We start from the raw sequence: 19,846 nt of genomic DNA, 5'->3' as shown, positions 1-19,846 counted from the left end.
CGCAGTAATGCCGTTAATAAGCGGCTTTACTGCTGGCAAGCACGCTTCTCACACTTTTAAACTCATGCAAAGACGCCTACGCCAATAGCCAAGTACATGAGAGACTGTCATGATAAATCCTTTCAAATTGAAAGATATTATCCATGATTGAGTTACGCCACCTACGCACACTGCTTGCCCTACGTGAAACGGGTTCACTGGTGGAGGCCGCCGAACGCGTTCACCTTACCCAGTCGGCCCTTTCGCACCAGCTCAAAGACCTGGAAGGTCGGGTTAACAGCCCGCTTTTTGTGCGTAAAACACGACCCGTCGAGTTTACTCGGGCAGGTTTACGGCTATTAGCCCTGGCCGACCAGATACTTCCGGAAGTGCGTAAAGCCGAACGCGACGTGGCCCGGCTGGCGGGGAGCGAGCAGGGGCGGCTGCACATGGCCATTGAGTGCCACAGCTGCTTTCAATGGCTAATGCCTACCGTCGATTACTTTCGCGACCACTGGCCGGAAGTGGAAATTGATATTCCCAGCGGCCATCACTTTGACCCGCTACCAGCGCTGGCACGCGAGCAGTTGGATCTGGTCATTACTGCCGACCCTCAGGCACTGGAGGGTGTTCACTATGCGCCGCTGTTTCGCTATGAAGGGCTTTTGGCCGTAGCGCGCCAGCACGCTTATGCAGGGAAGCTCTTTATCAAGCCTCAAGCCCTGGCAGACCAAACGCTGATCACCTACCCCGTAGAGCAGGCACGCTTGGATGTGTTTACGCAGTTTTTAGACCCAGCAAACGTACGTCCTCAGGAGATTCGCACCGCCGAACTTACCATCATGATGATGCAGTTGGTCGCCAGCGGCCGAGGCGTATGTGCCCTGCCCAACTGGGCGCTAACGGAGTATCTGGAGCGCGATTACGTCAGTGCCGTTAAGCTGGGTGAAAACGGCATTTGGAGCACGCTGTATGCGGCCGTTCGAGAAGAGACGCTGGAAGCGCCCTGGATGAAGGATTTTCTACGTACCGCACGTGAAACCTCGTTTGCGGTACTCACAGGCATTAAACCAGCGACTCACGACGAGGAATCAGCAACGTAAAGCGTGCGCCACCCAGCGCAGGGCTGGTATCCACGGTGACGCTGCCGCCGTGGCCCGCCATAATCTTTTGCACGATGGAGAGGCCCAAGCCGTAGCCTCCCAGGCTGCGGGCCCGACTATCGTCCAGCCGAGTAAACGGCTTAAAAATATCCACACGGGCATCTGCCGGAATGCCTGGGCCGTCATCCTCAACATCAATACGCACCAGCTGATCTTCGCTCCAAAGCCGGATAATAAGGTGTTTTTTGCCATAGCGGCAGGCGTTACCCACCAGGTTTTGCAGCGCCCGCTGTAAATAGCGAGGCTCGGCTAAAAGCTCAATATCCGGCCCATCCGCCAGTTCAATAGTAAGCCCTTCATTGAGTGGCGCCAGCGTATCAATCACACGCTCGGCCATTGCCCGGCAGTCCACCAGCGCCATTTCAAGCTCGGCCCCGTTCACCGTTTCACCGCCCAAGCGAGCATAGGTAAGGATTTCATCCACCAGCTCGTCAAGCTCCGAAATATCGGCATCAATTCCCTGCAACTGGCGCCGAATAGCGGGCTGATCAGTCATGTCCTCGACCATCTGTACGGCAAAGCGAATACGCGCCACCGGCGTGCGAAGCTCATGGGAGACCGCACGAATCATCTCTTGCTGGCCACGCAGCAGCGTTTGCACTTGGCTTGCCATGCCGTTAAACGCCATGCCTAATCGGCCCAGAAAGTCGTCACTTTCTATTTTTACGCGCGTTTCAAGACGGCCGCTGGCAATCCGGGTAGCCGCCAGTTCAAGGCGCGCCATACGTGCTTCGATGCTGCGCATAATCAGATAGATAATTAAACCCAGCACAGCCATGACACCAATCAACAGCGGCAATTGTAAATTCATGGGCAGCGTATCACCGCGCGAGACAGGACCGGCCATTAACCAGACGTCTTCATCGGGCAGTTGATAAAGCAGGCTAACGGCCAGTTTTTCGGATACGAGCAGCGTTAATACGTTGCCTAACGCCAGTTGGCTTTTCTGTTGAGACGTTATGTTATCGGGCAGCGTATTAAGCAGAGTGAGCGGCCAGTTGCCGGAACGCAGCGACGTCAGATTGGCTTCTCGCTCGTCACGTGGCAAGGCTTTTAGCCACTCGCCCAGCAGCAGCAGGCTGCCCTCCCATTGGCGCTCGCTCCAGGCAGGCAGGGTCGCTTCCAAAAACCATTGGCTTTCAGGCACTCGCTGACGAAGACGCCAAGGATCTTCAGTCACCAATACGCTACCACGCTCAATGCGTTTATCAGCGAAGTAGCCAAGCTCTACCTCACTCATACGCCGCAAAGTAAGCTGCATACCCAGCCGCTCGGCAAAGTAATTAACCAGCGAATTTCTTTCTTCTTCGGAGACACCGGCCAGTTGCTGGGTCATTAATGACATGGGCAGTGCTGCCAGCTGCTCGTGGTAATCCTCACGCCGTACTTGTTCAATAAAAGAGCGGCCGCCGAGCGCGATGAGCAGTACGACACAAAGCGCCAAGCCTAGCAGTAGATAGAATTTTAAAAACGCGCTATGGCTAAGCAGCCGCTGCATAAATCCTTTTCCTTACCTGTGTTGATCAGCTGTCTTTCACGAAAAGGTAGCCTTTGCTGCGCACTGTCTTGATTCGATGAGGCTGGTTGGGGTCATCGCCCACCTTGGGGCGAATACGCGATACGCGTACATCGATAGAACTATCCTGGCCATCGTACTTAATGCCACGTAACTCATTGAAGATCTCTTCACGGGTCAATACCCGGCCCGCATTGCGGGCAAGTAACCACAACAGGTCGAACTCGGCGCTGGTTAAATCAATACGTTCACCGGCAAGCCACGCTTCTCGGGTCGCATTATCAATTTCCAGATTTTCAAACCGTAGGCGCATTTCGCCATTGGGCGCAGGGCCATCTGCACGCCGTAGCAAGGCACGCATACGGGCGAGCAACACACGAGGCTGCACCGGTTTGGGCACATAGTCATCTGCCCCCATTTCCAACCCAAGGATTTGGTCCACGTCGTCAGTGCGTGCCGTCAACATCATGATGGGGCCCGCAAAATTGGGCCGCACTCGGCGACAAATCGACAAACCATCCTCGCCGGGCAACATCAAATCCAAAATGACCAAGTCAGGCTGTAGCGTAAGAATGCGGTCCATCCCTTTCACCCCATCTGCCTCTAGCGTGACCTGGAAACCGTTGGCTTCCAGATAGTCGCGAGTCAGCTCAGCCAAGCGCTGATCATCCTCTATGATCAGAATATGATCCTGAACGGGATAGTCAGGCATAACGGTTTCTTGTGACCCAAGCGCCTGAAATTTCTGTTCCAAGTGATTATCCATCTTATCCTTCACTCCGCTTAGGCAGTTAGTCATTCATGTCGTCAGTCGTTCTCAAAAGGTAGCCGGTTACCTGTTCACAGGATACCTCAAAACCCAGCAAACACTTCTCCTGAGCAGCAGCCGCTTTTCTCTACTCGCCGTCGCGCACCGCTTGATTCTTCCAAAACAGAGGACTAATGTAGACAGCGGACTGTCGACAATCTGGCTGGAGGAGTAAGCCATGAAAGATGGTAAAGCTAAAAGTGTTATCAAGCGTGTTTATGTTCCTACTCAAGTGCGCGATTTACCCAATGGGGAAAGAGTAACCATCCCTGGCCACTATAAAGCGCCGCCCAGTAATGGAAACAGTGCGTAATGGTACATACTTATAGAAAAGGCAGGCGCGATGCCTGCCTTTTTTAAAGCCGATATTTGCAGCGCCACCGCTAACCGGCAGCGCAGCCTTTAGCCCGCCTGGCTATCCTTTGGGCCCTAATAGTAGCCATGCAATCAGGCCTACCAGTGGGAAGATCAGCAGCGCTAATATCCACAGCACTTTAGCCAGACCGCCTGCTGAACTTTTAGCAACTTTGACAATGGCCCAAATAATGATAATGAGCCAAATCAGACCGAGTAATCCACCGACTTCAATACCCATAGCCACTCCTTGCCTATTTGTTTCCGTGGGCTTTTAGCTAAGCACACCAATACACTATTCACAAGTATCGCTTATGCATCGGGTAGGCTCAGAACCATTTCGCCGCTGCGTATTTCAATATTCAGCAGATGCAAAAAACTCATCCCCAGCAGCACGACATGGTTCTCCATGCCGGGGCTGATGGAGCCTTGTACATTGCGGATATTGATCCCCCCCAGCGTTACTTCATCAAGCTGAGTAAGGTTTCCTTGTACACGACCGTTGGCCGTATTAAACCAAGCGCTGCGCCCACGTTCGAGCCCCAGCCGATTGGCCAGCTCATCTGAAACGGCCACATAGGTAGCGCCGGTATCCAGTAAAAACGTCACCGGCTCACCGTTAATTTCGCCCGGTGCTTCAAAGTGCCCCGAACGGTTACGCTGTAAAGTAACGGGGCCGCCGTCAGTCGCAGTCTGCACGATATGGGCATTAGGGTTCAGTATTTTTTCCATCCCCCCATCCAGCCACCAGGTACCCAAGCCGATTAACAGTACCCAGAAAAGCAGCATCATCACGATGCTGCCACGCTGTGCTGTCTGCATTATGTGCTCCCCGTTTGCGGTATATTAAGCGCTCTGCCACGCGATGGCGGCATCACGCCCTCGTCGCTCATTAACGTTTGCACAAATCAGCATTGCGATAACAAACAGGCCTGCACATAAAAGGATAGACGCTTGTAGGCCAACCATCGTTTGCAGTACACCCAGCATCACGATGCCCATCACGCCTGCCAATTTATTCGCCAGACCCCAAAAGCCAAAAAATTCAGCCGATTTTTCAAGCGGTGAAAACACACCCACCAAGGCGCGGCTTGCCGACTGACTAGACCCTAAACTGAGCCCCGCCAGGCAACCAACCGCTAGAAAGACATGCTGTGCCTGCCACTGCCAACCAAAATGCACATTGGCCCAAGCGGTTATTTCGGGCGTTGCCCAAATGGCAATAATCGCAACCACCCACAGGCCAAGCGTTATTTGATAGGTGTGTTTCGCGCCTAACCGATCCTGAAGCCAGCCAAACCCGAGCGCTCCGGCCGCCGCGGTTATCTGAACGATAATAAACATGATATTACGTACGCTTTCATCCCAGCCAATCACCTGGGCACCATAGATAAACGCAAACGCAATAATGATGTAGACCCCCGCCATGGAAAACAGCAGCGAGACCAGGAACACACTCAAGTCTTTGAAATAGCGCAACTCATGCAGGGTTGACCGTACGCGCTGTTGAGCAATATCCCAGTACGCCACCCCAGAAGGTTTGGGCGTGCCGCGCTCTTTAAGCCACAGGAAGGTGGGAATAGCGGTAATCAAGAAAAAACCGGCCGCGAAGGGCCCTACCCAGCGGATACGCTCATAGTTTTCAACGGTTGCCTCCCCCAGTACGACGAGGGTAAAGCCCGCCGCAAACAGCCCGCCAATATATCCTAGTGACCAGCCAAACCCGGAAATCTTGCCAAGCTTTTCAGGCGGCCCAAGCTCCGGTAGAAAGGCCGCAATAAAGGACTCCCCCATGGAGTAGGCGTAATTGGACAGCACAATCAGGACAAGCCCCAGCACGACATAGCCGGGAGATACAAAGTAAAGCATCGCGGTGGTGACGACCGTGGCCAGATAGCTAAAAAACAGAAAGCGTTTTTTCTCGGCCCGATAATCCATAATCGCACCGCAAAGTGGGGCCGTTACGACCACCATTAAATAGCTGACCGCTAGCGCCAAGCTCCATAGAAAGTTGGCCAACCGAAAACCATCGCCTCGATCCCCTACAATCACGGTGGTAAACAACTCACCAAACACCACCGTAATGATCAGCAAGGTGTACGCCTGATTAGCGAAATCAAACATGGCCCAGCCGAATATTTCGCGGCGTGAAGCGTAGGAAGAAGCAGCCTTGGCAGCATCATTTAGCAACATCGGGAGTCTCTCTTTAGGGGCAGTGGCAAGCCTGCACATTAGCGCCTGTAAAGTATGACAAAACGCTTAAAGCTTACTGTATAAGAAAACGCCCGGCTTATCGCCGGGCGCTTTGACTGCATTTCAATCAGGACTGCGTTACACCAGGTTGGCCTACAAAAGCCAATGTGCCAGGACAGCCGACAGGCCAATCACCAGTGCCGTTACAACGGCGACCGTAACGACGCGGTCCAGCCAGCGATCCAACCAACGCTCAAGCGCCTGCCCCTTGGGCTGGCGTCGTGTTGCACCGTGGCGTCCTCGCCGAGCCATCAGCATCCTCGCTCCATGTGTTTGCTCCTGAAGACCTGATTAAGTTCAGCTAGCTATTAATACGCCGATTGATAACATTCGGTGCACGGCGTAAGCGCTCCTCTTCGCCCATCTGCTCAGCTTCAAAGGCATCGGCGCCAACAGGCGTTTCACCGTGGCGACGATAAAGCTGGGTCAACATAGCCTTACGGTCTGCGCGTAGCTCACGTACCAGCACAATGACCATCATATACAGAATAAAGGTAAACGGTAGTGCCGACAGCACCGCTGCTGACTGAAGCCCGGAAAGGCCTCCCGCCACAATCAACGTTAAACAAATTGCCGCAATCAGCACACCCCAGATAATACGTTTATAAAGCGGGGGATTAATAGAGCCGTTGTCGGTCATCTGCGCCACGATATAAGAAGCAGAGTCGGCCGATGTTACCAAAAAGATAAAGATGAGCATCATGGCAACAACAGAAAGTACGTTAGAGAACGGCATCAGTTCGAACATTTTAAACAGCGCCACGGTGATATTTTCCTGAGTGGCGGCCGCTAGCCCTACATCGGTGCCGTTAAGCTCCATGTTTAGCGCTGCTCCCCCAAATACGCCAATCCAGAGACAAGCCAACAGCGGCGGAACCAGCAATACACCAAACACATACTCTTTAATCGTACGGCCACGGGACACGCGCGCAATAAACGTACCTACAAACGGTGACCATGCAATGACCCAGGCCCAATAGAAAATCGTCCAGCTACTGGCCCACTCATTATCACTATACGGGGAGATACGTAGACTCATCCCAATAAAGTTCTGAAGGTAGTCACCAATGCCTAGCGTAATCGTTTCAAGGATCGCAATGGTCGGGCCGGTCACCAATACGTACACCATTAGCCCGATGCACAGCACCATGTTCAGGTTTGAAAGGCGCTTAATACCTTTATCAAGCCCGGACCAAGTCGACGCCATATAGGCGCAGAACATTACCAGCAGAATAATAAACTGCCAAACCCCATTTTCAGGCAGGCCAAAAACAGCGTTCAAGCCGCCGTTCATCTGTAATACCCCTAGCCCTAGCGAGGTAGCCACCCCCATCACGGTCGCGACAACCGCAAACACATCCAGCCACGAGGCATACGGGCGAAGCCGTGGCCTTTTAGCGGTAACGGATGAGAGCACCGATGACACAAGCCCTGCCTGACCTTTACGGAACTGAAAATAGGCAATGATCAGGCCCACCACCGAAAAGGCCGCCCATTGATGAATACCCCAGTTGAAGTAGCTGTATTGAATGGCATAGCGGGCGGCTGCTTCTGTTTCGGCGGGCACATCACCGTAGGGCGGCTCAATATAGTGCGACATGGGTTCGGCCATGCCATAAAACACAAGCCCTACGCCAAACCCGGCCGCCAGCAGCATGCTGATCCATGAGAAAAAAGTGTAGTTGGGCGTACTGTCCTGAGGCCCTAAACGTACCTTGCCATACTTGCTAAAGGCGAGTGAAAACAGGAACACAACAAACCCAAATACAGAGAACAGATAAAACCAACCAAAAAGCCGTGTTACCGATGCGAGAGCCGACTCGGCTGCACCTCCGAACCCTTCGGGAAAGGCTGCGCCCACTACTACCAGGCTGAAAATGATGACAGCCGATGCAATAAACACCGACTTTCCTCCATGATTTGCCATACAACCACCTTGTTAGATAAGTAATTGAATGAAAGAAACTATACATAGACGTTGTAACCCTAGCGGGTTAACGATGTTTATGTACAGTCTTCGTTTATTCATGAAGGGCATGCGTATTTAACGCCGTTATCTAAATGGGCAAACAATTGTTTTCCGTCACCTTCTTTAGCGCGCTCACTGCACCAAAATAAAACATTAAATGCTCTTTTTTAGCCAAGCCGCATCATTTTGGTGCTAGCGATCCTATCCAGTCGGATTATCTATTACCTGATATTCAACAACACCCAACCAGCCTAATCCTCGATACGTTTCATAGCCGGGCGTTTCAGCAAAACTTATCAAGCTCCCCTTCTCCTGATAATACCCGCGTTGTTCGCTGTCGCGTGCTAACGGATACCGGTTGCCAACGGTATTTTGCTGAGTATCTGCAATGATGTGATTCTTGGAGTCGAGTAATAAAACGCGGCTACAAGCCTGCTCCTCTTCGGTTAACCCGACCCCTTCAATAACCGCCTTTGCCTGAGGGGCCCAGTCAAAAAATATGCCTAAAACGCCAATGGCAACACCATCACTCTCTCCGCCTTTGCGAATAGCCGTGGCATACGTTGCCACCGCTGCGTCGTCCAACAGGGCATTGTGCTCAATATCGTTAACCACGAACGCGTCTCCATCAGGTGTTTTCATGGCACGCTTGAACCATTCATTGTCGGCTACGTTTACACCTTTTACGCCAGGATAGTGGTCAGGACGACCGCTGGCAATCACATTGCCTTCTGCATCTGCCACCCATAAATCCAGATAAACGGTATACGAGCGCAGAATAGTGGCCAGCCGATGGCTCGCATAATCACAGCGCTGCTGATTGGGATGCTGTATGGCCTCGACCACAGCGCTATCCGTCGCCCACCAGCGCACATCGCAGGAGCGCTCAAACAAATTACGGTCAATGATTTCAACTGCATTCAAAGCAATATCGGTAAAGCGCTGCCCGCGAAACTCATTGGCCATTGACGTACCGGCCGTTTCAATACTTTCAGTGTGCGCCTCCACCTGGTGTCGAAAATCACGGGCGATTTCATTGATCGCACCGGATACACGTCCCATCTCCTGAGCAACGACGGAGAAGGCCGCACCGCTGGGACCTGCTCTTGCCGCTTCTATACGTGCATTCAAAGCCAAAATTTCAGTTTGCTGCATGATTTTTTCAATCATGCCGATTTTTTCTCGCGTAATCGTTGTAATGCCGTAAGCAAGTTCAAGAATACTATTATCTTGCATGAGCGTTCCTTATAGGAGGTATTTCAAGGCAAACCGTTTCCCTAACGCTAGTAAAGCAAGATATAGGCCAGCCTTCAGTGAACTTGGCTAACAAACTATGTTCCAATAAGGCACACGACGATGGAGGCTTTTATGCCACAGATGAATCGCGATCAACGTAACGCCGCTTGGCAAGCTGCTCAACAATGGCGTACACGCGCAGCGCAGTCGCAGCCCGGCGGGCTAATGGGCAGCTTAAAATTGCTGCTAACGTGGCTGGCGTTTGGCGTGCTAATGGTGGTTGGCGTCATATTAGGCCTGTTCTTTCTTTTAATTGGCTGGGCCATGATGCCTTTTGTGCGCCATAAAATGAAAAAGCGAATGGAGCAGATGCGCGCTGAGCAAGCTCAGGATATTGGCGGCGGCTACGCAGAGCCTCATACGCGGTCACATCAGCAGGATGTTCTGGAAGGAAGTTACGAGGTAAAAACACACGAAGATAACAAGGCAACGCCGCGTGATTAACGGCGCTAATCATCGGCATGAGGCTTCCCAAAGCAATAAGGAAGCCTTTATGACGGCTCCTCTGTTCTGAATAGCGGCGTTTGACTGAAAGACGCAAAGCTAATTCTCCAGAACAAACTACTCGAGCCCAACTTTCAAGCCCTGGTTTAGGGCTCTAAAAAGCGTTGCCAAAGGGCTTCGACGGCAGCGCGATGCTCCTTAAAGTCATCGACCTCACCAATGAGTTTCTCGCCAGTCAGTGCTGCGCGGTGTGTTCTACTGCGGTAGGCCAGATAAGCTTCTTTTAACTGCTCAGCCTCCTCTGAAGGTAAGTGCCCACTCTCGGCAAGCATCTCTAAAATACGCATATTATCGCTGTAGGTAGCCAGCGAGGGTGTTTGGTTAGCCAGCGCTAACACTGCGTACTGGCAGAGAAATTCAATGTCCACCATGCCACCAGCATCGTGCTTTAAATTAAAGCGCGGTTCCTGGGTTTTACTGCCCAAGTGGTCTCGCATTTTGTGGCGCATGTTGACTACATCATCACGCAGGGCGTGTTTATCACGTTGCCTGCCCAGGATGTCTCCACGAATCTGGTTAAACCGTTCGGCAAGCGCACTGCTTCCGGCGACGACCCGTGCGCGCACTAGCGCCTGATGCTCCCAGGTCCAGGCATTTTGCTGTTGATAGTCGGCAAAGGCATCAAGCGAGGTCACCAATAGCCCCGCATTGCCTGAGGGGCGCAAGCGCATATCGACGTCGTACAAGCTGCCTGCGGGCGTCACCGCGGTTAGCAGGTGGATAATGCGTTGACCCAAACGGGTAAAAAACAGCGGCGTATCAATGGGTCGATGACCGTCGGTAGCCCCTTTACCGTCGCTATCATGCAGAAAAACCAGATCAAGATCAGAGCCATAACCCAGCTCGATACCGCCCAACTTTCCATAGCCAATAATCAGAAAAGCCGGTTCATGGTCGTTAAGCCCCTTGGGCACTCCGTGCTTACGGGTCACATGTTTCCAGGCCATCGCCAAAACGGCGTCCAGAATCACTTCAGCGATATAGGTTAAGTAATCACTTACTTTCATTAAATGCCGTGTACCAGCGACATCAGAGGCGGCAACATGAAGCATTTTGGCATGTTTAAATACCCGCAATGCTTCAAGTTGGGCTTCTTCATCATCTTCAGGCAGCCGGTTTAACGTTTGACGCAACTCATCGGCCAAGCGTGCTTTATCCGCTGGGGTGTAAAGAGTTTCTGGCGTTAACAGCTCATCCAGCAGAATCGGATAGCGAGAAAGGCGCTCGGCAATCCATGGGCTGGCAACGCATAAGCGCATAAGATGCTCAAGCGCCTGAGGATTTTCACGCAGCAGCGCTAAATAGGCGGTTCGCCTTAGTACCGCCTCAATCAAAGGCTGCACGCGGGCAAGCGCGATATCCGGTGTCTCATTTTCAGCCACGGCGGCCAGCAGTAGCGGCATTAGCGCATCAAGACGCTCAAAACCGATTCGCTGCATACTTTGCACCTGGCGCGATTGATAGAAACTCTGCAGATGCTTCAATACCTTATCGGGCTCGGCAAACCCTGCGCTGTGTAAGTAAGCGGTTGCTTCGTCCGCTTCCAGCTCGTTGCGCCAGATCAAACGCCACTGCGCAGGCGCCAAGCAGCTTGCGTCGTTGGTTTCTTCCGCACCCTCCTCGGGGTCAGCAATCACGGCATCAAAATGGCGCCGAACACGCTCTCGAACATCATCAAGCGCCGCCATCAGTAGTGCCCAGTCTTGATAGCCCATGGCAAAAGCAATCCGGGCCTGGTCGGTCTCATCTGTTGGCAGCATTTGCGTCTGGCGATCTTCAAGCGCTTGGATGACGTGCTCCAGGTCGCGCAGAAATGCATAATCAGGCATTAGTTCATCGACCACCGCTTGGGGCAGTAGCCCCAGCTCGGGCAAGCGATTCAAGGCCGTGTTCAACGACGTTACCTGCAGCTCCGTATCCCGCCCGCCACGAATCAGTTGGAACGCCTGCACCACAAATTCCACTTCGCGAATGCCGCCAGGGCCGAGCTTGATATTGCTCTGCATCCCTTTGCGCTTTACTTCACGGTTAATCATGGCTTTTAGCTCGCGCAGCGACTCAATGGCGCCAAAATCCAGGTAACGGCGATATACAAACGGGCGCAGGCCAGCCAATAACTCAACCCCCGCCTCTATATCTCCCGCCACCGGGCGCGCCTTGAGCAGGGCGTAACGCTCCCACTCGCGTCCCTGGTCCTGATAGTAGCTTGAGAGCATGGCAAAACTGCCTACCAGCGGTCCGCCATCGCCTAACGGCCGCAAGCGCATATCCACCCGAAAGACAAAGCCATCTGCGGTCATGGCATCCAGCGCGGCAATCAGCTTTTGGCCCAGCTTGGTAAAGTATTCCTGATGCTCCAGCGGCTTGCGCCCGCCCTGCGTCTCGCCTTTTTCAGGGAAGGCAAAAATCAGGTCGATATCAGAGGAGAGATTCAGTTCGCCTGCGCCCAGCTTCCCCATTCCAAGAACGACCAAGCGCTGGGCAGCGCCATCGGCACGGGGCGCTGGCATACCCCAACGAGGCGCATAAAAACCTTCAAGCCAACGTAAAGCGGCTTCAAGACACAACTCAGCCAGTTGAGAAACCGCGTGAGTGGTATCCCACATGGTATAACCATCAGGCCGATTTAGATCCCGCCAGATGATGCCCACCATTCGTGCACGCCGAAAACGCCGCAACACACGCTGCATGGCCGCTTCATCTTCTGCGCGTTCCAGTGCGTCGTGCAGCCACTGTTGTTGATCATGGCGGGCCGGTGCCGTATCCAATTCGCCGTTGGCTTCAAGCGTTGCAAGCCAGCCCGGGTAGCGGGTGAACGTATCCAGCACAAAGGTAGATACGCTTAGCACCTTGGCCAGCGCCTCGCGGCGTGGTTGAGTAAGCGCTTGCCAACCTTCCGAGGGCAGCGGCTGCTGGGTCAATGAGGCAGTATTATCCGCTTGACCAAGCGCATCGTTCAGCCGCTGGCCCACCTTTTGGCCCTCTTGCTGAAGCACCTCAGGCAGCGCGTTTAAAGATATAAACGAATTATCCTGTTGCATAGCTACCTCACCGCCAAGCGCTTACACGCTAGCCAAAGATTTTTTGCCAACCCAAGAGCCCCCAGGTAAGCCCAGCCATTATTAACGACAGCATGACGGCGGCGGACCCAATATCCTTGGCCCGCCCGGAAAGTTCGTGATGCTCTGTACCAATGCGGTCGACCACATTTTCAATCGCACTGTTTAACAGCTCAACAATGAGCACGAGAAACAAGCTGCCCACCAGCAGTAACCAGCTTAGCGAGTCATTACTGATCCACCAGGCAAAAGGCAACAACACGGCGGTAATACACACTTCCTGGCGAAAGGCCGTTTCGTTACGAAAGGCAGCCTTTAATCCTTTCCAAGAGTAGCGTGTTGAGTACACCAAATGGGTTAGACCGGTATGCTCTGGTTTCATGCAAGTCGTCTCACTTTAAGCGTCGAGGAAATTAATTAGCCAGAATCATTGCGTCCAAATCGAGCGACAACGGATCAAGCACCTCAGACCAGCTTATATAAGGAGTGTTACCACTTCCGTTCACCAATACACTAAAAACACCCCAACGCCCGGAGGCCGTACGAAAGTAACCTGCTACAGCGCGTACGGCAAAAGGCTGATTCAGCGTACCTGTTTTGAGCATGACGTTATCTTGAAACGTGGATGAGCCGCGTCGAATAAATCGCATGACGCCGTTGGCAGGCGACTGAAAGGCGGCCACGAAGCTTGGAAACAGCGAACTCTTCAGATACATGTCCTCCAGCATTACATTAACGCCATGAGCCGAGGTACGGTTTTCTGTCGTCAGTCCACTACCGCTATATAAGGTGACAGGACCGTGGCCTGATAAGCTCTCGGCATAAACTTCCAGCGCTGAACCCGCCTGACGCAGCTGGGCTTGCGGCGTTTCCACCAGGTTTAAGGCCAGCACATCAGCCATATAGTTATTGGAGTAGTTCATGGTGCGCAGCAGGAGCTCTTGTAGCGGCTGGCTATCCACCGCCGCCAAGCGCTTCGCACTGGCAAGAGGCTGAGTGGAAGTGACACGCCATGGGTCCCTGACAGCAATGCCCGCCTGGTTTAGCATGCCAAGCAGTATCTGCGCGGTCTCTTCAGCGGCGTCGCCGGCTCCTCGATAAATATCCCGAGCCATGGCGTTGGTCGAAATTTGCCCACTCAGGCGCATTACATCGCCACGCTCATCGGTTACGCGCTCGGCGCTAATTTCGGTTCCGCTATTGGCCGGACGTGTGATGACCTGGTTATCGATATCAATTAATGGTAACTGGCTATCGCAAAGCGTGGTACGAGCGGGCTCACCCGCCACTTGAGAAGGGGCTACGTTGACACACCAGCTGCCGAAATTAACCCCCGCGGAGGTAAGCGGCGCGCTATAAGCATTGGTCACACGGGTGCGGGCGTTGCAGCGGTCGCTGGTAATACAGTCGACAGGGCCAAAACGCCACTGGCTTACGACGAGCGCACCATCCACTTCATTAACACCGGCCATTTGTAAGCGCTGCACCAGGCGCCATAGATTTTCTGTCGTAAGCCCAGGGTCGCCGCCGCCTTCAAACACCAGGTCCCCACGCAAAATGCCGTTATCGATCACGCCACTGCTTACCAGCTGGCTGGTAAAGCGATGCTGAGGGCCAAAGCGATTTAACAGGGCGGCCGCCATATAGGCCTTGGTAACAGAGGCGGGCGCCATCTGGCTCGCCGGGTTAATGCTTCCTAGCAACTCAGACGCATCAGTATCAAGCAGGCGCGCCTCCGCGCTTATCGAAAACCCCTTATCCTGCAACCGCCCCAAACGGCTAAAATCGGCAAATAGCGCAGGGCTCGCCAGTAGTGAAGCGGCGGCTACCCCGGCGATCATCGTCACACGCCACTTGCGCACCGTTGCTTTAAAGAAGTACGTCACTGTTATCGGCCTCAATGTCTATTCATTTTGAAAACACGTGCATCACCACCACACCTACCACTATCAGGGCGATATCCACCCGCGCGGACAGGCCAGGTTTTTCACCTAACACAAACGTTATAAGCGCTCGAGTTGAACCTGTAAGCGCCAAAGCGTTTGGCCACTTTTATCGTATTTAGCTTCAAAGGGGGTTAAGTACTCACTATCGGGCGTCCATACGCCGATGTCTGCTTGCCTTCCCGTCACTTGCGCGACTGCCAAGGCAAACTCCTCAATATAAAGCGGCCAGTTGGAACGCACCTCAAGCTGGCCACCAAGTGCCAACAGTGTGGGTAAAACCGGGTGCCCATGCCAGCGCATCTTTAAATGAGCGGCCTTGGGGTACGGATTGGGGTACAACAAATAGTGGCGTTCAGGTTGCCACCGCGCCTGATCCGCTAGGCGCCAAAAGTCAACCAGGTCCGCCCGGACCAGCAACGCATTATCCGGTAGCGCGCCATGATCACGCCCTAGCCTATCTTCACTGCGGTCGACCCCGATCACGGCATGGTCAGGGAACTGTGCAGCCAGTTGGCGGGTCGAAATTCCAACACCGCACCCGGCATCGATGATCAGCGGAGCATGACGCGCTTGATACCAGCGGTTAGCCTGCTCAAATGCTTCCTGAGTATGAGCCGCAATAGGTTTACGTAGTGGCGTCGCCAACGCTCGATCGACCCGGCGCGCTAGATCATGGTGAGGGCCTGGCTGATTGGATATAACGGGGCGAGAAGTGTTCTGCATGCCATCCCTCAGACTTAAAAAGAGGTGATTCTATCAGTCTCCTGCGCTTGCAGCATGACGTCATAAGGTGCCCGGTGCTATGATCACGCCCGAGATATTTATTAAGCTCAATGGCCGCGTACTTTTTACCCTGCCATTGACGATAACTGTTATTAAAAACCACCGCACCACGAGGAACCCGGCTTGTCACACTTACCGGTGATTGTCGGCATGGGCGGCATCAATCCCGCCGGCAGGACCTCAGGCCATCAGGCCTTCCGTCGTACCGTGCTTGATGCCCTTCCCGCTGACCAGCAGCGCCAGACCCTGGAGGGCCTGGCGGCCCTTATGCAGCTTGTCGAGCACTCCGAAAAAGGGTGGCACGATCGCGCAGGCCAGCCCGTAAACTCGCCTGCTCAGTCGTTACGTGATCAGGTGCTTAACCACACATTGGTTCGCCGCAACGAGGACCCCAGGTTCCTGGAGCCGGGGCTGCCTGCCAATCGTCAGGCCAGCCTTCAGTTGAGCGAGCCGCTGCGCTTTACGCTGCGCCGCCGCCAGCTTCCAGAGAATTTACCGGAAAACTGGCAGGTCCGCGAACTGGGCGCCCGTGAGGTAGAGGTCACCGTACCGGCAGGCGTTTTTGAGACGCTGCTGCCCGATGCTCAGCGCCCCAAAGTATGTGCAGCAGCGCAGCTTCCTCACGGTTTTGAACCGGCAAGCCTGTACCGCAGCGTGCATCACCCTCGCGGACTCTCGATGGCGATTTTTGGCGCCAGCGACTGCTTGGGTGCCAGCGGTTTATCCTGGGAGACGCTGCGCCAAACGCTTAATCCTGACCACATCGCTGTTTATGCAGGCAACTCCATTGGTCAGTTGGATGATGCTGGCTGGGGCGGTTTGATGAAGAGTTTGGTGAGCGGTCAACGCGCCACCTCAAAACAGATGCCGTTAGGGTACGGGCAAATGCCCGCCGACTTTTTAAATGCCTATGTGCTGGGTAGCGTTGGCAGTACCGGGGCGGTATTAGGCGCCTGCGCCAGTTTTCTCTATAACCTGCGCTTGGGTACTGAAGATATTCGTTCGGGGCGACGCAGAGTGGTCATGGTAGGCACCGCTGACGCGCCGATCACCCCGGAAATTATTGAAGGTTTTCGCGCGATGGGCGCCCTGGCAGACGACGCTAGCTTAAAAGCGCTGGATGCCCTGGAGCTATTAACAGATGCGGATTACCAGCGCGCCAGCCGACCGTTTGCGCTTAACTGTGGTTTTACCATGGCCGAAGCCAGCCAGTTTATCCTGTTGATGGATGACGCGTTGGCGCTTGAACTGGGCGCAGACATTCTGGGCTCGGTACCGGATGTCTTTGTTAACGCTGACGGCTTTAAACGCTCGATTTCCGCGCCGGGTATTGGCAATTACATTACCCTGGGCAAGGCCGCATCGCTGGTGCGTGACCTGTTAGGCGAAAAAGCACTAAGAGAGCGCAGTTTTCTGCATGCTCACGGCACCAGTACGCCGAAAAATCGCACGACTGAGTCCCATGTGCTGGATGAAATTGCCCGTGCGAATGGGATTACCGACTGGCCAGTCGTCGCCATCAAGTCATTTATTGGCCACTCCCAAGGCTCGGCAGCGGGCGACCAGCTGGTAAGCGCGCTCGGCAGTTTTGCCCATGACATATTGCCCGGCATCCCCACGCTTAATGAAGTGGCTGACGATGTCTACGCCGACCGGCTGCGTTTTTTCCAACCCCCTATCGCCTTTAAGGCAGATGCTGCCTTTATTAATGCCAAGGGCTTTGGCGGCAATAACGCCACCGGCGTGGTGCTTTCACCCGATGTTACTGAGCGCCTGTTGCTCCAGCGCCATGGCGCCGATGCCATCAATGCTTGGAAAACGCGTCGTGAAACCGTACGCGCCCAGGCAGATGCCTATCTGGCTCAAGCGGATAGAGGCCACTATGCGCCGCGCTATCAGTTTGGCGAAGAGGTGCTGGAAGGGCCGGAGCTGGATATTCACGCTGACCGCATTCATATTCCAGGCTATGCCCAGGCGGTATCACTTACCAGTGATAACCCCTTTGGTAGCATCAACGAGGAGCCCTCGGAATGAACACGCCACGCGTCAATATTGCCGTGTACCCTGGCACTTTTGATCCGATTACCAACGGTCACATGGACCTTATAGCGCGTGGCGCGAGGATGTTCGAGAAGGTCATCATTGCCGTAGCAGCCAGCCCCGGCAAGCGGCCAAGCCTTGATTTAGAAGCCCGCATGTCCTTGGCTAAAGACGTCTGTGCGTCGCTTTCCAACGTTGAAGTAGTGGGTTTTTCCAATCTGCTGACGACCTTTATGCACGAGCAAGGCGCCACCATCATTTTACGTGGTCTGCGTGGCGCATCCGATTTTGAGTACGAACTTCAGCTTGCCAACATGAATCGCGCTCAAAACCCGGAGCTGGAAAGCGTTTTTCTAACGCCTGGCGTAGAAAACTCGTATATTTCCTCCACGATTGTGCGTGAAATTGCCAAATTGGGCGGCGATATTTCACCACTGGTACCTTCCCAGGTCGCAGAAGCCTTGCGTAAGCACTACACTACGTAACCACTAACATTGTTGAGTAAAACACTCGGGTATTTCTTGCCGCTATTCCCGGGTGTGCCAGCCATTTGCGAGGTATGCCCATGGCACTGATGATCACCGATGAATGCATTAATTGTGACGTCTGCGAGCCCGAATGTCCGAACGATGCTATCTCGCCCGGCGAAGAGATTTACATCATCAATCCAAACCTGTGCACCGAGTGCGTTGGCCATTTCGATGAGCCACAGTGCCAGCAGGTTTGCCCGGTAGACTGTATTCCGCTTGACCCGGCACGCAAGGAAACGCAGCAGCAGCTGTTAGAGAAGTACCGCATTATTACCGCTGCCTAAGCGACGATCGCGTGCGTATATGGGCCATCGCATGGCCAATTATCCTTTCCAATATTACCGTCCCGCTGCTGGGTCTGGTCGATACTGCGGTGGTTGGGCATCTGCCCGATTCACGTTATCTGGCGGCGGTGACGCTGGGCGCCACTCTTTTCAGCTTTCTTTACTGGGGCTTTGGTTTCTTGCGCATGGGCACCACCGGGCTGGTCGCTCAGGCTATCGGCCGTGAAAGTGATAGCGATGTGCGCCTGTTACTGGGCCAATCGCTGATCATTGCTGGGGCGATTGGTGCACTGCTGATTCTTTTCTCGTCACCGCTTATTTCCCTGGGGCTTTGGTTGCTGGACGGTAGCGAGGTAGCTACGCCGCTGGCCCGTGAATATGCCGAAATACGCCTATGGTCGGCGCCAGCCGTGTTGGCCAACTATGCAATATTGGGATGGTTTTTAGGCCAACAAAACTCTCGCGTTACGCTGATGATTTTGTTGCTGACCAACAGCGTCAATATCGTGCTCGACCTGTGGTTTGTGGTGGGCCTGGGCATGACCAGCAATGGCGTTGCCTGGGCAAGCGTTATTGCCGACTACAGTGCACTAGCGTTTGGCGGCTATTTGGTGACGCGCCAACTTAAAACGCTTTCTGGGCATTTATCGCGTGTACACCTGCTGGCACTGTCGGCCTATACGGCCCTTTTCAATATCAACGCCAACCTGTTTGTACGCACGCTTGGCTTGCTGTTCGTCATGGCCTTCTTTACGGCTCAAGGGGCGCGCCAAGGCGATACGGTGCTGGCCGCCAATGCGGTGCTACTGCAATTTATTATGCTCACCAGCTACGCCCTGGATGGCTTTGCCCACGCGGCAGAATCGCTGGTGGGTCGCGCCTTTGGTCGCCGTGACTGGCAGGAGCTTTCACTCATTGTTCGCAGGGCAGCCCAATTCTCCTTTTGGACAGCGGCCGGTGCCTCACTGGGGTTTGCCCTTGGCGGCAATCAGTTGGTGGCACTTTTAACCGGGCTTGACGAAGTACGCACTGCCGCCGCGTTATACCTTCCGTGGATGGTGGTGATGCCGCTGATTGCCGTTTGGAGCTATCTTCTGGATGGCGTATTTATTGGTGCTACCGCCGTGCGTGAAATGCGTAATAGTATCTTTATCGCCATGCTGGTTTACCTGCCGGCCTGGTGGCTGACCCAAGGGCTAGGCAATCATGGCTTATGGTTCGCTTTTACCCTGTTTATTACGGTGCGCTCGGGTGTATTGATTGGTTACTATCGACGCTACCGGCACTCGCGTTGGCAATAAGCGTTTAAACCCGTCCTCCCGTTATTGGCTAGCTGCGCTATCGTTCTAAAGTACGTCTTTA

Annotated in this window: 19 protein-coding genes; 7 read left to right on the top strand and 12 right to left on the bottom strand. The window is 53.9% G+C overall.

Annotated elements, in window-relative coordinates; translation table 11 throughout:
- Positions 1-143 precede the first annotated feature (143 nt).
- Entirely contained in the window at positions 144-1,082 is a 939-nt protein-coding gene (locus tag ACT3T6_RS09665) for a LysR family transcriptional regulator (protein ID WP_193053303.1), read from the top strand.
- Here ACT3T6_RS09665 and ACT3T6_RS09660 read toward each other — a convergent pair.
- Together ACT3T6_RS09660 and ACT3T6_RS09655 are read right to left on the bottom strand one after the other, a co-directional pair.
- A complete protein-coding gene (locus tag ACT3T6_RS09660) occupies positions 1,045-2,640 on the bottom strand; it encodes an ATP-binding protein (protein WP_193053304.1) in 1,596 nt (531 codons plus the stop codon). The two genes, ACT3T6_RS09665 and ACT3T6_RS09660, sit on opposite strands and share 38 nt — an antisense overlap.
- A 25-nt stretch (positions 2,641-2,665) precedes the next feature.
- Positions 2,666-3,424 carry a winged helix-turn-helix domain-containing protein gene (locus ACT3T6_RS09655; protein WP_287078335.1) on the bottom strand — a complete coding sequence of 253 codons (759 nt, stop codon included), beginning with the start codon at positions 3,422-3,424 and terminating at the stop codon, positions 2,666-2,668.
- Positions 3,425-3,644: 220 nt separating this feature from the next.
- Between ACT3T6_RS09655 and ACT3T6_RS09650 the strand changes: the two genes are divergently transcribed.
- On the top strand, positions 3,645-3,779 hold the full coding sequence (locus tag ACT3T6_RS09650) for a hypothetical protein (protein WP_254908543.1): 135 nt from the start codon (positions 3,645-3,647) through the stop codon (positions 3,777-3,779).
- Positions 3,780-3,881: 102 nt separating this feature from the next.
- Here ACT3T6_RS09650 and ACT3T6_RS09645 read toward each other — a convergent pair whose 3' ends face one another.
- The 6 genes from ACT3T6_RS09645 to ACT3T6_RS09620 form a co-directional block, all read right to left on the bottom strand.
- A complete protein-coding gene (locus tag ACT3T6_RS09645) occupies positions 3,882-4,061 on the bottom strand; it encodes a PLDc N-terminal domain-containing protein (protein WP_172117375.1) in 180 nt (59 codons plus the stop codon).
- Positions 4,062-4,132: 71 nt separating this feature from the next.
- Positions 4,133-4,642, bottom strand: a complete 510-nt coding sequence (locus ACT3T6_RS09640) for a retropepsin-like aspartic protease family protein (protein WP_172117374.1) — start codon at positions 4,640-4,642, stop codon at positions 4,133-4,135.
- Between the two features lie 24 nt (positions 4,643-4,666).
- Positions 4,667-6,013, bottom strand: a complete 1,347-nt coding sequence (locus ACT3T6_RS09635) for an MFS transporter (RefSeq protein WP_193053305.1) — start codon at positions 6,011-6,013, stop codon at positions 4,667-4,669.
- Between the two features lie 153 nt (positions 6,014-6,166).
- Complete coding sequence (locus tag ACT3T6_RS09630) at positions 6,167-6,331, bottom strand: hypothetical protein (protein ID WP_172117332.1); 165 nt, start codon at positions 6,329-6,331, stop codon at positions 6,167-6,169.
- A 43-nt stretch (positions 6,332-6,374) separates the two neighbouring features.
- A complete protein-coding gene (locus tag ACT3T6_RS09625; protein ID WP_193053306.1) occupies positions 6,375-8,000 on the bottom strand; it encodes a BCCT family transporter in 1,626 nt (541 codons plus the stop codon).
- Between the two features lie 243 nt (positions 8,001-8,243).
- Positions 8,244-9,278, bottom strand: coding sequence for a methyl-accepting chemotaxis protein (locus ACT3T6_RS09620; protein ID WP_193053307.1), 1,035 nt, complete (start codon positions 9,276-9,278; stop codon positions 8,244-8,246).
- A 132-nt stretch (positions 9,279-9,410) separates the two neighbouring features.
- On the opposite strand from ACT3T6_RS09620, the gene ACT3T6_RS09615 reads away from it, so the two are divergent.
- Positions 9,411-9,782 carry a hypothetical protein gene (locus ACT3T6_RS09615; protein WP_172117370.1) on the top strand — a complete coding sequence of 124 codons (372 nt, stop codon included), beginning with the start codon at positions 9,411-9,413 and terminating at the stop codon, positions 9,780-9,782.
- A gap of 146 nt (positions 9,783-9,928) precedes the next feature.
- On the opposite strand, the gene glnE is transcribed toward ACT3T6_RS09615, so the two are convergent.
- From glnE to trmB, 4 genes are all read right to left on the bottom strand, one after another.
- Positions 9,929-12,883, bottom strand: a complete 2,955-nt coding sequence (gene glnE, locus ACT3T6_RS09610) for a bifunctional [glutamate--ammonia ligase]-adenylyl-L-tyrosine phosphorylase/[glutamate--ammonia-ligase] adenylyltransferase (protein WP_193053308.1) — start codon at positions 12,881-12,883, stop codon at positions 9,929-9,931.
- Between the two features lie 28 nt (positions 12,884-12,911).
- Complete coding sequence (locus ACT3T6_RS09605; RefSeq protein ID WP_193053309.1) at positions 12,912-13,283, bottom strand: diacylglycerol kinase; 372 nt, start codon at positions 13,281-13,283, stop codon at positions 12,912-12,914.
- 31 nt (positions 13,284-13,314) lie between these two features.
- Entirely contained in the window at positions 13,315-14,742 is a 1,428-nt protein-coding gene (gene dacB / locus ACT3T6_RS09600; RefSeq protein WP_193053328.1) for a D-alanyl-D-alanine carboxypeptidase/D-alanyl-D-alanine endopeptidase, read from the bottom strand.
- A gap of 162 nt (positions 14,743-14,904) precedes the next feature.
- Positions 14,905-15,570, bottom strand: coding sequence for a tRNA (guanine(46)-N(7))-methyltransferase TrmB (gene trmB, locus ACT3T6_RS09595; protein ID WP_193053310.1), 666 nt, complete (start codon positions 15,568-15,570; stop codon positions 14,905-14,907).
- 210 nt (positions 15,571-15,780) lie between these two features.
- On the opposite strand from trmB, the gene ACT3T6_RS09590 reads away from it, so the two are divergent.
- The 4 genes from ACT3T6_RS09590 to ACT3T6_RS09575 all read left to right on the top strand — a co-directional run bounded on the left by ACT3T6_RS09590 (position 15,781) and on the right by ACT3T6_RS09575 (position 19,785).
- Positions 15,781-17,664, top strand: a complete 1,884-nt coding sequence (locus ACT3T6_RS09590) for a beta-ketoacyl synthase (RefSeq protein ID WP_193053329.1) — start codon at positions 15,781-15,783, stop codon at positions 17,662-17,664.
- A complete protein-coding gene (gene coaD / locus ACT3T6_RS09585) occupies positions 17,661-18,155 on the top strand; it encodes a pantetheine-phosphate adenylyltransferase (protein WP_193053311.1) in 495 nt (164 codons plus the stop codon). Before ACT3T6_RS09590 ends, coaD begins: the two co-directional genes overlap by 4 nt.
- Positions 18,156-18,235: 80 nt before the next feature.
- Positions 18,236-18,484, top strand: a complete 249-nt coding sequence (locus ACT3T6_RS09580; protein ID WP_087105869.1) for a YfhL family 4Fe-4S dicluster ferredoxin — start codon at positions 18,236-18,238, stop codon at positions 18,482-18,484.
- A gap of 11 nt (positions 18,485-18,495) precedes the next feature.
- The gene (locus tag ACT3T6_RS09575; protein ID WP_193053312.1) at positions 18,496-19,785 is read left to right on the top strand and encodes an MATE family efflux transporter; all 1,290 of its coding nucleotides are present in this window, start codon (positions 18,496-18,498) and stop codon (positions 19,783-19,785) included.
- Positions 19,786-19,846 lie beyond the last annotated feature (61 nt).

Source organism: Halomonas sp. 72, from assembly GCF_052379785.1.
GTDB lineage: Bacteria > Pseudomonadota > Gammaproteobacteria > Pseudomonadales > Halomonadaceae > Vreelandella > Vreelandella citrativorans.
This window is presented reverse-complemented; position numbering and strand designations above follow the sequence as displayed.